13 protein-coding genes and 1 pseudogene are annotated in these 12,920 nt (G+C 64.0%); 5 read left to right on the forward strand and 9 right to left on the reverse strand.

Features of this window, described 5'->3' with window-relative positions:
- Positions 1 to 151: 151 nt before the first annotated feature.
- From LB558_RS28620 to LB558_RS28630, 3 genes are all read right to left on the reverse strand, one after another.
- Positions 152 to 616 carry a hypothetical protein gene (locus LB558_RS28620; protein WP_224700604.1) on the reverse strand — a complete coding sequence of 155 codons (465 nt, stop codon included), beginning with the start codon at positions 614 to 616 and terminating at the stop codon, positions 152 to 154.
- 89 nt (positions 617 to 705) lie between these two features.
- Complete coding sequence (locus LB558_RS28625) at positions 706 to 1,743, reverse strand: zinc-binding dehydrogenase (protein WP_224700605.1); 1,038 nt, start codon at positions 1,741 to 1,743, stop codon at positions 706 to 708.
- A gap of 50 nt (positions 1,744 to 1,793) precedes the next feature.
- Complete coding sequence (locus LB558_RS28630) at positions 1,794 to 3,035, reverse strand: acyl-CoA dehydrogenase family protein (protein ID WP_224700606.1); 1,242 nt, start codon at positions 3,033 to 3,035, stop codon at positions 1,794 to 1,796.
- 115 nt (positions 3,036 to 3,150) lie between these two features.
- On the opposite strand from LB558_RS28630, the gene LB558_RS28635 reads away from it, so the two are divergent.
- From LB558_RS28635 to LB558_RS28655, 5 genes are all read left to right on the forward strand, one after another.
- Positions 3,151 to 3,966: an SDR family oxidoreductase gene (locus tag LB558_RS28635; protein ID WP_224700607.1), complete on the forward strand. Its 816-nt coding sequence runs from the start codon at positions 3,151 to 3,153 to the stop codon at positions 3,964 to 3,966.
- 39 nt (positions 3,967 to 4,005) lie between these two features.
- Entirely contained in the window at positions 4,006 to 4,491 is a 486-nt protein-coding gene (locus LB558_RS28640) for a MaoC family dehydratase (protein ID WP_263495443.1), read from the forward strand.
- Positions 4,488 to 5,519 carry a phosphotransferase family protein gene (locus LB558_RS28645; RefSeq protein ID WP_224700608.1) on the forward strand — a complete coding sequence of 344 codons (1,032 nt, stop codon included), beginning with the start codon at positions 4,488 to 4,490 and terminating at the stop codon, positions 5,517 to 5,519. Before LB558_RS28640 ends, LB558_RS28645 begins: the two co-directional genes overlap by 4 nt.
- A gap of 164 nt (positions 5,520 to 5,683) precedes the next feature.
- Positions 5,684 to 6,322 (forward strand): TetR/AcrR family transcriptional regulator, encoded by a 639-nt coding sequence (locus LB558_RS28650; RefSeq protein WP_224700609.1) that lies wholly within the window; start codon positions 5,684 to 5,686, stop codon positions 6,320 to 6,322.
- 183 nt (positions 6,323 to 6,505) lie between these two features.
- Positions 6,506 to 6,754 (forward strand): DUF680 domain-containing protein, encoded by a 249-nt coding sequence (locus LB558_RS28655; protein WP_224700610.1) that lies wholly within the window; start codon positions 6,506 to 6,508, stop codon positions 6,752 to 6,754.
- On the opposite strand, the pseudogene LB558_RS28660 reads toward LB558_RS28655, so the two are convergent.
- The 6 genes and pseudogenes from LB558_RS28660 to LB558_RS28685 all read right to left on the reverse strand — a co-directional run bounded on the left by LB558_RS28660 (position 6,723) and on the right by LB558_RS28685 (position 12,913).
- Positions 6,723 to 7,830 (reverse strand): annotated as a pseudogene (locus LB558_RS28660) (Gfo/Idh/MocA family protein). The gene LB558_RS28655 and the pseudogene LB558_RS28660 sit on opposite strands and share 32 nt — an antisense overlap.
- A gap of 67 nt (positions 7,831 to 7,897) precedes the next feature.
- Positions 7,898 to 8,683 (reverse strand): ThuA domain-containing protein, encoded by a 786-nt coding sequence (locus LB558_RS28665; protein ID WP_224700611.1) that lies wholly within the window; start codon positions 8,681 to 8,683, stop codon positions 7,898 to 7,900.
- Positions 8,684 to 8,759: 76 nt separating this feature from the next.
- Positions 8,760 to 8,990, reverse strand: coding sequence for a hypothetical protein (locus tag LB558_RS28670; protein WP_224700612.1), 231 nt, complete (start codon positions 8,988 to 8,990; stop codon positions 8,760 to 8,762).
- A 59-nt stretch (positions 8,991 to 9,049) separates the two neighbouring features.
- Complete coding sequence (locus LB558_RS28675; protein WP_224700613.1) at positions 9,050 to 9,634, reverse strand: sarcosine oxidase subunit gamma; 585 nt, start codon at positions 9,632 to 9,634, stop codon at positions 9,050 to 9,052.
- On the reverse strand, positions 9,627 to 12,620 hold the full coding sequence (locus LB558_RS28680; RefSeq protein ID WP_224700614.1) for a sarcosine oxidase subunit alpha: 2,994 nt from the start codon (positions 12,618 to 12,620) through the stop codon (positions 9,627 to 9,629). The genes LB558_RS28675 and LB558_RS28680 overlap by 8 nt, the downstream gene beginning before the upstream one ends.
- Entirely contained in the window at positions 12,617 to 12,913 is a 297-nt protein-coding gene (locus tag LB558_RS28685; RefSeq protein ID WP_127259924.1) for a sarcosine oxidase subunit delta, read from the reverse strand. Before LB558_RS28685 ends, LB558_RS28680 begins: the two co-directional genes overlap by 4 nt.
- Positions 12,914 to 12,920: the final 7 nt, after the last annotated feature.

A 12,920-nucleotide genomic window follows, 5' to 3' on the forward strand; every position in this document is an offset into this window, starting at 1 on the left:
TCAGTCAAAATTGCCCGGGCGTTCGATGGCGGCGGCATATCACGGACGAAGCGGCGTGGCATAGGGGCTTGATGAACGCAAAAGGCCACCTTCATCCGCCTCGAATGTCAGAACCCACCTTCGTGTTCGCTTGATGGAGTGGGCGACCTGACTAATCTCCGGTGAATTCGGGCAGATGAATGTAGGGTTTGCGTTGATCATAGGGGTACTTTGGCTCGCCCTTGCCAGCTGAAACAGCACCCGGGATCAGCACCCCTTTCGGCCCGAACTGATAGTCGATGCCGGCACAGAGGTAAGCGAGATCCTGGTAGTTGAAACTGCGCAGCGCACTGCCACCCTGGAATGCGGCCGCTTTGAGTTGCTCGGGTGAAAGCGGGCCGATCATTCTGTCGCGATAGGCTTGGACCTTGGCCTTGTTGAGTCTCGACGACTGACATTCGGCGCCAATCACCCGAGCCAGCATGATGTTCCTGACCGCGGTTCCGGCAGGATCATCGAGAGGGGCCGAATATTTCTTGAGAAAGTAGTTCGTATTCGGATCGTTCGTCATCGCCTTTCGCCAGAATGGCGGGAACTTGTCGGCAGCCTGTGCGCCAATGGTGCCGGCCATCGACATCACGACGATCGAGACAATCCACCATTTTCCCATAAGCAGCTCCCGTTTTTTGCGGTTTATCGGGCTTCATCTCGGTCAGCCGTGTTCGTTCAAGGCCGGATGAACACCTTTCCGTTGGGTCTGGCCAGTTCCGCCGGCACCCGCGCCATGGCTTCGGCAAGCGGCACCACCGCCGTCACGTCGGTCGACCAGCGCCCGTCGGAAAACCGCTTCTGCGCTTCCAGGATCGCCGGGCCGCGGCGGTCGCGATGCTGGCGCATCCACTCGCTCAGCCAAAAACCTTCGATATGCTTGTGCTGGAAGATCAACTGGCCGGGCTCGCGGATGACAGTGGCTTCGGGATCGAGCCGCCCGTAGATGATCCAGCGCGACTGCTTCGGCATGACGTTGAAGATGGCGGAGGCCAGCGGCCCGGTCACCGCGTCAAGGAAGATGCGCGGTTGTTCGGCCTTCATCACCTCGCGCAGCGCTGCCTTGAAATCCGGCGCCTTTTCGTTGAGGACGTGGGCCGCGCCAAGATCTTTCAGAGCCGCGATCTGATCGTCGCGGCGCACGGTGACGATCGGCCGGAAACCTTCCTCCCTGGCCAGGCCGATGATCAGCTTGCAGAGCTGACTGGCGCCGGCGGTCATGACAAAGGCCTTTTCGCCTTCCTGTTTGACGATGTCGAACATGGCGAGCGCGGTGAGCGGGTTGACGATCATCGCTGCGCCATCCTCGTCGCGGACGGTGTCGAGCAGCGGGATGCAGACCGCCGCCTCGGCGACGGCATAGTCGGCCCACGAGCCCCAGTTGCTGACACCGGTGGCAAAGGCCACACGCTTGCCGATCAGGCTTTTGGGATAGGGCTCGTCCCCGCTGGCGACGACGATGCCGACGCCCTCGAAACCGGCCGGCTGGCCCTTGGCGCGCGGCTGGCCGTACTGGCCCTTGACGAAGGCGACATCGGACGGATTGATCGAGGCGAGGCTCACCTTGATCAGCACCTGCGTCGGCCCGGGTGTCGGCACCGCGATGCTGCCCGGCTCGAGATAGGGCTCCATCGCCTCCAGCACGCTGCCGCTCGGCGTCCTGGTGTAGCCGTCGCCGACCAGCAACAGCGCCTTCATTTCGGAGGGGATTGTCATCGGAACACTCCTCGCTTGGACCTTCCGGCGTCGCCGGATGATACCGGCGCTCAGACCTTTTCCTGCGTGTATTTCTTCAGCTCGGTGCGCGCCACCTGACGGCGGTGCACAGCGTCCGGTCCGTCGGCAAGGCGCAATGTCCGCAGATGCGTCCACGACCGCGCCAACGGCGTGTCCTGGCTGATGCCTTGCGCGCCGAACATCTGCACGGCCTCGTCGGTGACCTTGAGCGCGACGCGCGGTGCCACCACCTTGATCTGACTGATCCAGGGGGCGGCGGCCCGCGCATCGCCCTGGTCGATCATCCACGCCGCCTTGAGGCAGAGCAGCCGGGCCATCTCGATCTCCATGCGGCATTCGGCGACGATGTCGAAATTGGCGCCGAGCTTTGCCAGCTTCTGGCCGAAGGCCTCGCGGCGTACGGAACGCTGGCACAGCATCTCCAGCGCCATCTCGGCCTGGCCGATGGCGCGCATGCAGTGATGGATGCGGCCGGGGCCGAGCCGTCCTTGCGCGATCTCGAACCCCCTGCCCTCGCCCAGGATCAGGTTCGACGCCGGTACGCGCACATTGTCGAAGCGAAGATGCATATGGCCATGCGGCGCGTCGTCGTCGCCATAGACCTGCATGGCCCTGACCTTGGTCACACCTTTCGTGTCTGATGGCACCAGGATCATCGAATGGCGGCGATGCTGCGGCTCTTCATCGCCGCCGGTCCGGACCATGACGATGTAGATGGCGCAGCGCGGATCGCCGGCGCCCGAAGCCCACCATTTCTCGCCATTGAGCACATAGTCGTCGCCCTGACGCTCGCAGCGCATGGCAATGTTGGTGGCATCGGACGAGGCGACATCCGGCTCGGTCATCAGATAGGCCGAGCGGATCTTGCCCTCGAGCAGCGGCTCCAGCCATTCCTTCTTGTGGTCGGCCGAGCCGTACCGCTCCAGCACCTCCATGTTGCCGGTGTCGGGCGCCGAGCAGTTGAAAGTCTCGGCGCCGAGATGCGCCTTGCCCATCTCCTCGGCCAGATAGGCGTATTCGACGGTGGAAAGGCCGTAGCCGCGTTCCGAGCCGGTCAGCCAGAAATTCCACAGGCCGCGCTCTCGTGCGGTCTTCTTCAGCCCTTCGAGTATCTCGCTCTGGCGAGCGCTATAGACCCAGCGGTCGCCTGCCTTGCCCACCTCGCTCAGGAATTCCCTGTCGAGCGGCATGATCTCGTCGCGCACCATGGCCGCGACGCGCGCGTGGATCGGCTTCAGCCGCTCGGTCATGCCGAGATTCATCTCCGTCATCGGTCGCTAACCCTTCATGCAAGCCAGGCATTTTGTCAGTGGCAAGGATGACCGTACTTCGGATAGCCTTGTCAACGCGAACTGTTTGCCCGCATGCCGAGCGCGGAGGATTGTGATGAGCTATCTGGACGAGCTGTTTTCGGTGGCCGGCAAGACCGCGCTGGTGACGGGTGCCGCGACCGGCATAGGCCGCATGGCGGCGACCGCGCTGGTGCAGGCCGGCGCCAGCGTGATGATCGCGTCACGCAAGGGCGAGGATTGCATCAAGGTCGCCGAAGAGTTGAACGAGCTTGGTGCACCGGGCCGGGCCGAGGGCTTCGTCGGCGACGTCTCCAGCGAGGCTGGCATCGCCGCACTCGTCGTCGAGGTCAAAGCGCGGACCGGGAAACTGCATATTCTGGTCAACAATGCCGGCGTCTCCTGGGGCGCGCCGCTGGAAAGCTTCCCCTATTCGGCATGGGCCAAGGTGTTTGGCGTCAACGTCACCGCGGTCTTCCATCTGACCCGCGAATTGCTGCCGTTGCTCGATGCCGCCGCCAGCGATGCCGATCCGGCCAGGGTGATCAACCTTGGTTCGGTGATGGGCACGCAGCCGCTGGCCGACGACGCCTATTCCTACACCGCCTCGAAGGCCGCCGTTCATCATCTGACGCGCACACTGGCGCTCGAGTTCGCCGCCCGCCGCATCACCGTCAACGCTTTCGCCCCCGGCCCCTTCCAGAGCCGCATGACGGCGTTTGCCACCGGCACGGATGAGCAGGCCAGGCACGTCGGCAGCCATGTTCCGATCGGCCGTATCGGCGCACCGGATGACATTGCCGGCGCAACGCTCTATTTGTGCAGCCGTGCAGGCAGCTATGTCACCGGCGCCATCCTGCCGATCGACGGCGGACAGTCGGTGCAGCATGGGCTGACCTTGTTCAAGGAATGACATTTTCCGGCCACAGAAGCCGGGGGTGAACTGGAGGACATGAGCGTGGAACCGATCAGTCTCGATGTGCTTCTGGCCAATGTCGGCAAGGAGGTTGGCGTGTCGCCGTGGCGGGTGGTCACGCAACGCATGATCGACCAGTTCGCCGACGCCACCGACGACCACCAGTTCATCCACTGCGACCCGGAGCGGGCCATGCGCGAGACGCCGTTCGGCGGCACCATCGCGCACGGCTTCCTGTCGCTGTCGCTGTTGTCGGCGATGACCTTCGAGACCATGCCACCGCTGGAAAACAGCAAGATGGGCGTCAACCACGGCTTCGATTCGTTGCGCTTCCTGGCGCCGGTGAAGACCGGTGCGCGCATCCGCACGCGTTTCGTGCTGGCCGACGTCAAGGTCAGGCCATCGGGCTGGGTGCAGACGGCGCATGACGTGACGATCGAGATCGAGGGTTCGAAGAAGCCGGCGCTGACTGCCCGCTGGCTGACGCTGACCTTGATAGAACGCCAGCCCGAGACGGCATGAGTGATCCCGTTCTCGACCAGGCAGTGCTTGCGCCTTACCTCGAGGCGAACATACCGGGCTTTTCCGGGCTTGCTGCAATCGAAAAGTTTAAATCCGGCCAATCGAACCCGACCTACCTTTTGACGGCGGCAAGCGGCCGCTACGTGCTGCGTGCCAAGCCGCCAGGGCAATTGCTGAAATCGGCGCACCAGGTCGACCGCGAATTCAGGGTGATGAGTGCGCTTGCCGGCACCGCCGTGCCTGTGCCTGCCATGCTGCATCTGTCGGCTGAGGACTCGCCGATCGGCCGCATGTTCTACGTGATGGATTTCCTCGACGGCCGCATCTTCTGGGATCCGGCGTTGCCGGAGGCGCGCGACAACGAAGAACGCGCCGCCATCTACGACGCCATGAACGATACACTTGCCGCGCTGCACGAGGTCGATGTCGAAACAGTGGGTCTCGGCGATTTCGGCCGGCCGGGCAGTTATTTCGAGCGCCAGCTGGCGCGCTGGACGAGCCAGTACCGTGCCTCGGAAACCGGCACCGTCGCCGACATGGACCGGCTGATTGCCTGGTTGGAAACGCATATGCCCGCCGATGACGGTCGGATCTCGCTGGTGCACGGCGACTACCGGTTGGACAATCTGATCTTCGCGCCGGAGCGGCCAACGGTTCTGGCGGTGCTCGACTGGGAACTGTCGACATCAGGCCACCCCTTCGCCGATATCGCCTATCAGTGCATGCAATGGCGGCTGCCGCACGCGTCGGGTTTTCGCGGCCTGGGTGGTGTCGACCGTTCCGCGCTCGGCCTGCCCTCCGAGGAGGACTATGTCGCCAGCTACTGCCGGCGGCGCGGGCTCACCGGTATAGGGAACTGGACGTTCTTCCTCGCCTTTTCCTTCTTCCGGCTGGCTGCAATCTGCCAAGGCGTCTTCAAGCGGGCGCTGGACGGCAACGCCTCCAATCCGGAAAAAGCCAGGACCTATGGCGAGGCGGTAAAGCTGCTTTCGCATCTCGCCGTAAAACTGATCGCCAAGGAGGCGTGATGGGCCGCTTTGACGGAGCAACGGTGCTGATCATGGGTGCTGCCTAATTTCGACGAGCGTCGGCGCGATCTGACACCTGCCGTTTGGGAACTTCCCGTGCCCTTGTCCGTTTCCGTACAGCGTATATAATTTAGCCAGCCACCAACAACCAAAGGCACCAGATCTTGCCGCAGAGCGTCCAGACACGCCGCGAGAAACAGAAGGCCGAACTGCGCTCCGAACTGGTCGAGGCCGCGCACAAGCTCGTCCAGGAAGAAGGCTATGAAGGCCTGACCATCCGCAAACTGGCCAAGCGGGTCGGCTACGCCCCGATGTCGGTCTATTCCTACTTCGCCGACAAGCAGGACATCCTGTTCGCACTGGCCGAGGATGCATTCGAGACGCTCGCACGCCGCATCGAGGAGCATCCGTCCGACGATCCGATTGAGGCCTTGCAGGCGGTGATGACCGAATATGCCGCCTTCGGACTCGGCAATCCCAACGAATACCGCACCGTCTTCATGACCGAAAAGACCAAGCTGCCGGAAGGCTACAATGAAATGGAAGAGAGCAATCCTGCTATGAAAGCGCTGATCAGCAGGGTCGAGGCCTGCGTTGCCGCCGGCAAGTTGCAGGGCGATCCGCGCGCCATCGCCACCATGCTGTGGGCGGTCGGCCACGGCACGATCTCGCTGCTCATCACCTTTCCCTTCTACCCCTTCGGCGATCCGCAGGCTTTCGTGAAGCGGATGTGCGATTTCACGCTTGCCACGCTCAGCACGCAAAACGTGGCGCCGCTGACCGAGACACCGGTCAACTGCTGAACGCCAGTTCCTTCATTTCCATGTCCTCTCTACCCCAGCCAAAGCGGGGCGAATTTCTTGGTTAACAAAGAATTTACCGTACGCGTACGGTTTTGACTTGAACTTCGCGGCCGGCGGACGTATCTGTACGGTATATCGTACATGTACGAGAAAAAGTTCACCCGTCGAAAACGGAGACCGACAATGAAAAAGACCCTTCTCACCCTAGCCGCCGTGCTGGCACTTTCGGGCTCGGCCTTCGCCGCCGGCACCGCTCACCCCGTCAAGCATGCGCCCACCGCAACCTGCGTTGACACCAAGGCCAACGTGAAGCTCGATTGCGCTTCGACCGGATCGGTCGAGAAGAAGGGCGCCACGGAAAACACCGCTGAAGGCAAGGGCCCGCGCCTCGGCATCAGCATCAATCCGTGGATTGTGCCGAGCGCATTCTGATTTCCGCAGAAATCACGTCTGGCCGCCACAAGCCGGCCGGTTTCAGCCTCGGCAGTTTAGCCGCTGAACTCTCGAAGGCTGCGTCGATCAGCTTCTGCATGTCGGCGGCGCGCCGGAACGACGGATCGCCGTTGCGGCCCGCGTCGAGCGCGTCGGCAAAGCGCCGGGCGTTGCGCTTGACATCGGGCGGCGCCAGCGTCTGCCTGCGCTGCAGATCGACATCCCCACCCAGGCAGGCGGACAAGTTGGATGCCTTGCCGTCCGTCTCGACCTTGATGGCGCCCTTGGTTCCGTGCAGGGCCAGTGAGAGATCGTTGGCGTGGCCGGTCATGTAGCGGCTCGCCACGATCGTGGCGAGCGCGCCGGAGCTGAGCCGCGCTGTCGCTGTCATTGGCATCCAGCACATAGTCGCCGATGCGCTCGCCCTCGGCCTTCGGAAACGTCACCAGATCGGCGTGCAGGCTGACGATGTCCTGGTCGGCGCCATAGGTGGCGAAGTCGAGGATATGGATGCCGACATCGCCCAGCACGCCTGTCGAGCCGTGACGGCTCGACAGGCGCCACAGCCATTTGTCCTCGACCCGCCAGTCACCCCATGATTTGCTGACCAGCCAGCTTTGCCGATAGCTCGCCTCGACATGGCGCAACGCGCCGATCTCGCCGGCCTGAACCATGCGCCGCGCCTCGTGGATCGCCGGTGAGTTGCGATAGGTCAGGTTGACCATGTTGATCACCCCAGCAGCCTCGGCCGCTTCGGTCATATCAAGCGCATCGGCGTGATTCGGTGCCAGCGGCTTTTCGCAAAACACGTGTTTTCCGGCGCCGAGCAGCGCCAGTGTCGTTGCCATATGCGCACCATCCGGCGTCGCGTTGATGGCGGCATCGAACTGGCCCCAGGCGATCGCCGCCTCCAGGCTCTCGAAAGAATCGCCGATCTTGCTGACGGCGGCGAACGCCGCAGCACGGCCGGGCACCTGGTCGACACAGGCGACGATGCTGCAGCCCGCAATCCCGGCGAACTCCTCGACATGATGCCCGGCGATACCGCCGGTGCCGAGTAGAAGAATTCGATGCATTGGCCCAAGCCCCAAATCAACTCACGCCTTAGGCAACTCAGGCCCCGATCAGCTCATGCCGCCCTAATCAACTAAGGCCCTTGTCGCCATCGGCATGCAAGCGCAGCCCCTTCTGGACGATCTTCTCCTTGGCCGCATCCGTCGGCACGTTCGGCGCGTTGGTGATGCCGGACCATGCCGGCGCCGGATTGTGCGCCCAGTGCACCGCGTTGCGCAGCACCTGCTGCACGCCCTCATTGTGATAGATCGGATACGTCTCGTGGCCGGGCGAGAAGTAGAAGATCCGTCCCGCGCCCCGCTGGTAGGTCAGCCCGGACCGGAACACCTCGCCGCCCTCGTACCAGGAGACGAACACCGTCTCCAGCGGCTCCGGCACCGCGAACGGCTCGCCATACATTTCGGTCTCGCCGATCTCCAGGCACTCGCCGATGCCTTGCGCGATCGGGTGGCCGCGGTTGATCGCCCAGACGCGCTCGCGCTCGCCCGCCTCGCGCCATTTCAGCGAACAGGGCGTGCCCATCAGCCGCTTGAATATCTTCGAGTAGTGGCCGGAATGGAGCACGATCAGGCCCATCCCTTCCCACACCCGCTTCTGCACCCGCTCGACGATCTCGTCCTTGACCTCGCCATGCGCCGCGTGGCCCCACCACAAAAGCACGTCGGCGGCCGCCAGGCGCATCTCGCTCAGGCCATGTTCGGCTTCCTGCAAGGTGGCGGTGGTCGCCTCGATGCCCTTGTCCTGGTTGAGCGCCGCGGCAATGGTGCCATGCATCCCCAAGGGATAGAGGTCGCGCACGGCTTCATTGGTCTGCTCGTGGACATTCTCGCCCCAAACGATCGCCTTTGTCGGCATTTTCATCTCCCAAAGCGCTTTAAATAGCATGCCCAACGGGATTGAGAAGGTCCGATCCGATCTGGTCCGATGGAAATTACGTCGTGCGCTTCTTGCGCCCTGGCACGGTCTTGGCCTTGCCCGGTCTTGCCGGTGCGCCGGGGATGGCGGTTCCGGTAATGGATATCGGATCGCTGGCCGGGAACGTGTCTTCGAGGCCTTCCTCGAGTTCCTCTTCGGCGCTCGGCGCTCCGTGCCGCTCATGCTCGAGCGAGCGGACGGCCGATGTCTTGATGACCGGCGACTTCGGCGCGGAATTCGACGGCATCGGCATTCTCCCTCGGCGTGCGGATGCAGAACGAGCGTGCCCTGCAAAACGTTCCGAGTTCAGACCGCCACGTCGCGCGATCCCTCGGACAGGAAAGTAAAGACATAGTCCGAGAAGGAACGCCAGCATTCGACCCGGAAGGCGTCGTTAGCCGTGCGCAGCAGCACGATCTCGGCCTTGCCCAGGATGGTGCGCGACGCCGCCCCTACCGGAAAGGCGTCAAGCGACAGGTCCTGCGGGCAGCCCGCATTGATCGTCGCCGCTGCGCCGGCGCCCGTCACGGATATCGCGATGTTGCGATGGGAGAGACCGACCGCCGAATGCAGCGCGGATACTTTGGCGCAATCGGCGAGCGGATCGTTGCCGGCCTCGTCGATGACCAGCCATTCGTCGGGGCCGAGCCACAGGGCGGTACGCCCGCCCTTCGAGGCAGACGTCTTCGGCTTGTTCGGCAAGGTCACACCGAGCGCCTTCGAAAGCGCTGCAACCGAGCCCTCCGGCGCACGCAATGACATGCGCTCGGCGGGCGGCAGGACCTCGACCTTGACGCCGGCAGCCGCGGTGCTGCGACCAGCCAGCGCCGGACGGCGTTCAACCGAAGGCGATGCAGCCGGAGCCGTCTTTCTTGTAGCGGCCTTAGCCATTGAGGCGCCCTCCCGTCTCGTCGAAGAACACCATGCCGGTAACTTCCACTTCGATCACCCCGTTCGGCATCGGCACGTAGAGCGTGTCGCCCATGCGGTCGCGGCCGCCGGCGACCAGCGCCAGCGCGATCGAGCGGCCGCAATTTTCCGACCAGTAGCTCGAGGTGACGTGGCCGATCATCTTCATCGGGATCGCCTGCTTCGGGTCTTCGACAATCTGCGCACCTTCTTCCAGCACCACCTTCGGATCCCTGGTCTTCAGGCCAACCAGCTGCTTGCGGCCCTTGGCGACCAGATCCGGCCGGGCCATGCCGCGGATGCCGACGAAATCGGCCTTTTTCTTGCCGACCGCCCAGTCGAGACCGGCATCGTTCGGCGTCACCGTGCCGTCGGTGTCCTGTCCGACGATGATGTAGCCTTTTTCGGCACGCAGCACGTGCATAGCCTCGGTACCGTAGGCGGCCGCACCATGCTTCTGGCCTTCAGCCCACAGCGCTTCCCAGACGGCTTGGCCATAGTCGGCGGGCACGTTGACCTCGAAGCCGCGCTCGCCGGTGAACGACATGCGGAACAGCCTGGTCGACACGCCGCAGATCTTGCCCTCGCGCACCGACATATGCGGCAGCGCCCCGTCCGACATGTCGATGCCTTCGACCAGCGGCGCGATGATGTCGCGGGATTTCGGGCCCTGCACGGCGATGACCGCCCACTGCTCGGTGATCGAGGTCAGCCAGACATTGAGGTGCGGGAACTCGGTCTGGAGATAATCCTCCATGTGGTTCATAACCCGCGGCGCGCCGCCGGTGGTCGTCGTCACGTGGAAACGGTCGGGCGCCAGCCTGCCGACGACGCCGTCATCATAGATGAAACCGTCCTCGCGCAGCATGATGCCGTAGCGGCAGCGGCCGGGTTCCAGCTTCTCCCATGGGTTGGTGTAGAGCAGCTCCATGAATTTCGCCGCATCCGGACCGACCACTTCGATCTTGCCCAGCGTCGAAGCGTCGAACAAGCCGGCCGTCTTGCGCACCGCGACGCATTCGCGGTCGACCGCGGCGTGCATGTCCTCGCCCGCCCTGGGGAAATACCAGGCGCGCTTCCACTGGCCGACATCCTCGAACACGGCACCTTGCGCCTCGGCCCAGGGATGGATCGCCGTTTTGCGCGTCGGGTCGAACAGCGGACCGCGCGCATGGCTGACGATCGCGCCGAAGGTCACCGGCGTATAGGGCGCCCGGAACGTGGTCAGGCCGACTTCCGGGATCGGCTTGCCCAGCATCTCGGCGGCAATCGCCAGGCCGTGCATGTTGGAGGTCTTGCCCTGATCGGTCGCCATGCCGTTGGTGGTGAAGCGCTTGACGTGCTCGATCGAGCGCATACCCTCGTGCACCGCCTGGCGGATGTCCTTGGCGGTGACGTCGTTCTGGAAGTCGACGAAGGCTTTCACTGTCGTGTCCGGCCCGGCGCCGGGAGCCGCACCCAGCATGCCGCGCGACCAGCTCTCCGAGGCATCGACCTTCGGCTTTGTACCCTTGGCGGTTTTGGCACCTGCATCCTTGGCCGCCTTGGCGCCAGCCGCATAGGCCTCGTCGACCGTCGCCGACAGCCCATCGGTGCCGTTGCAGGCGCCGACAGAGACGCAATCCTGCGCATAGGTGCCGGGCACGAAGCGCTTGGTCTCGTCGTTGAAGGCGACCTTGCCGCGCGACTGCGAGAACAGATGCACCGACGGCGTCCAGCCGGCCGACATCAGGATCGCATCGACCGGGATGGTGCGTTCGCCGCCACCATTCTTCGGCTGCACGGTCATCGAGGAAACGCGGAGCTTGCCGCCGGCACGGATGACCGCGCGGCCGAAATTGACCTCGATGCCGAGCGCCCTCGCCTCGTCGATCACCGCTCCGGTCGGATTGTCGCGCAGATCGACGATCGCCGCCACATTGATGCCGGCCTTCTTCAGGTCGATCGCCGCTGCATAGGCGGAATCATTGGCGGTGTAGACGCCGACATTCCTGCCGACGGCGACGCCGTAGTGGTTGAGATAGGTGCGCGCGGCACCCGCCAGCATGATGCCCGGGCGGTCGTTGTCGGCAAACACCATGTGCCGCTCGATCGCGCCGGAGGCCAGCACCACGCGCTTGGCCCTGACCTGCCACAGCCGTTCGCGCGCCAGGTCGTGGCCGGGGGCCTTCAGATGATCGCTGACACGCTCGACCAGCCCGACGAAATTCTGCGCGTAATAGCCGAACGCCGTCGTGCGCGGGAGCACGCGGACATTGTCCATCGCGGTGAGTTTCGCCACCGCGGCTTGCGCCCAGGCAAAACCATCCTGGCCGTCGATTTTCGCGCCGCTCTCGAAACGCAGGCTGCCGCCGAACTCGGCCTGCTCGTCGGCGAGGATGACGCGCACGCCGGTCTCCGCCGCTGCCAATGCCGCCGCGATGCCCGCCGCACCGCCACCCAGCACCAGCACGTCGCAATGCGCATAGCGCGACGAATAATGGTCGGGATCCGGCTGGTCCGGGGAAACGCCAAGCCCGGCCGCAGCGCGGATCTTGGGCTCGTAGAGGCTCTTCCACGCCGCCTTCGGCCACATGAAGGTCTTGTAGTAGAAGCCGGCCGAAAGCAGCGGTGAGGCGATATCGCTGACCGCACCGAGGTCGAAGGACAGCGACGGCCAGCGGTTCTGCGACTGCGCGTCGAGCCCGTCATAGAGCTCCTGAACGGTCGCGCGCACGTTTGGCGTCTTGCGCGCCGCGTCGCGCCCGATTTCGACCAGGGCATTCGGCTCCTCGGCGCCCGCCGACAGTATGCCGCGCGGACGATGGTACTTGAACGATCGACCGACGAGATGGACGCCATTGGCGAGCAGCGCCGAGGCCAGCGTGTCGCCTTCGATGCCTGTGTAGGACTGGCCATCGAAGCTGAAGCGCGCGGTCTTCGCCTGTTTGAAGCGGCCGGCTCCTGGAATGCGGAACGCGCCGCTCATTTGCCAACTCCCGGCAGCTTGGAGGGTTTGGGCTCGCCGGCCTTGTAGGTCATGACGAACTTGTCGGTGACGGTGTCGCGTACGGCGTTGAAGAAGCGCGCACAGCCATGCATGTGCCGCCACCGCTCATAAATGATGCCCTTGGGGTTAGAGCGGATGAAGAAGAACTTTTCGAAATCGTCGTCGCTCTCGCCGGCCATATTGGCCGAGCGCGCGATATGCGCCTCGCCGGCGTTGCGAAACTCGAGTTCCGGACGCTCTTCCTCGCAATAGGGGCAGCGGATGAGAAGCATTTGGTTC

The sequence above is a fragment of the Mesorhizobium sp. CO1-1-8 genome (assembly GCF_020164875.1).
Classification (GTDB): Bacteria; Pseudomonadota; Alphaproteobacteria; order Rhizobiales; family Rhizobiaceae; genus Mesorhizobium.

What these genes read in the sequence shown, in the direction of transcription:
- LB558_RS28640 (WP_263495443.1), top strand. Translation starts at nt 4,006, where the DNA reads ATGAGCGTGGAACCGATCAGTCTCGATGTGCTTCTGGCCAATGTCGGC.
- LB558_RS28675 (WP_224700613.1), bottom strand. Translation starts at nt 9,634, where the DNA reads ATGGCTAAGGCCGCTACAAGAAAGACGGCTCCGGCTGCATCGCCTTCG.
- LB558_RS28620 (WP_224700604.1), bottom strand. Translation starts at nt 616, where the DNA reads ATGTCGATGGCCGGCACCATTGGCGCACAGGCTGCCGACAAGTTCCCG.
- LB558_RS28645 (WP_224700608.1), top strand. Translation starts at nt 4,488, where the DNA reads ATGAGTGATCCCGTTCTCGACCAGGCAGTGCTTGCGCCTTACCTCGAG.
- LB558_RS28670 (WP_224700612.1), bottom strand. Translation starts at nt 8,990, where the DNA reads ATGCCGTCGAATTCCGCGCCGAAGTCGCCGGTCATCAAGACATCGGCC.
- LB558_RS28635 (WP_224700607.1), top strand. Translation starts at nt 3,151, where the DNA reads ATGAGCTATCTGGACGAGCTGTTTTCGGTGGCCGGCAAGACCGCGCTG.
- LB558_RS28680 (WP_224700614.1), bottom strand. Translation starts at nt 12,620, where the DNA reads ATGAGCGGCGCGTTCCGCATTCCAGGAGCCGGCCGCTTCAAACAGGCG.
- LB558_RS28625 (WP_224700605.1), bottom strand. Translation starts at nt 1,743, where the DNA reads ATGACAATCCCCTCCGAAATGAAGGCGCTGTTGCTGGTCGGCGACGGC.
- LB558_RS28630 (WP_224700606.1), bottom strand. Translation starts at nt 3,035, where the DNA reads ATGACGGAGATGAATCTCGGCATGACCGAGCGGCTGAAGCCGATCCAC.
- LB558_RS28685 (WP_127259924.1), bottom strand. Translation starts at nt 12,913, where the DNA reads ATGCTTCTCATCCGCTGCCCCTATTGCGAGGAAGAGCGTCCGGAACTC.
- LB558_RS28655 (WP_224700610.1), top strand. Translation starts at nt 6,506, where the DNA reads ATGAAAAAGACCCTTCTCACCCTAGCCGCCGTGCTGGCACTTTCGGGC.
- LB558_RS28665 (WP_224700611.1), bottom strand. Translation starts at nt 8,683, where the DNA reads ATGCCGACAAAGGCGATCGTTTGGGGCGAGAATGTCCACGAGCAGACC.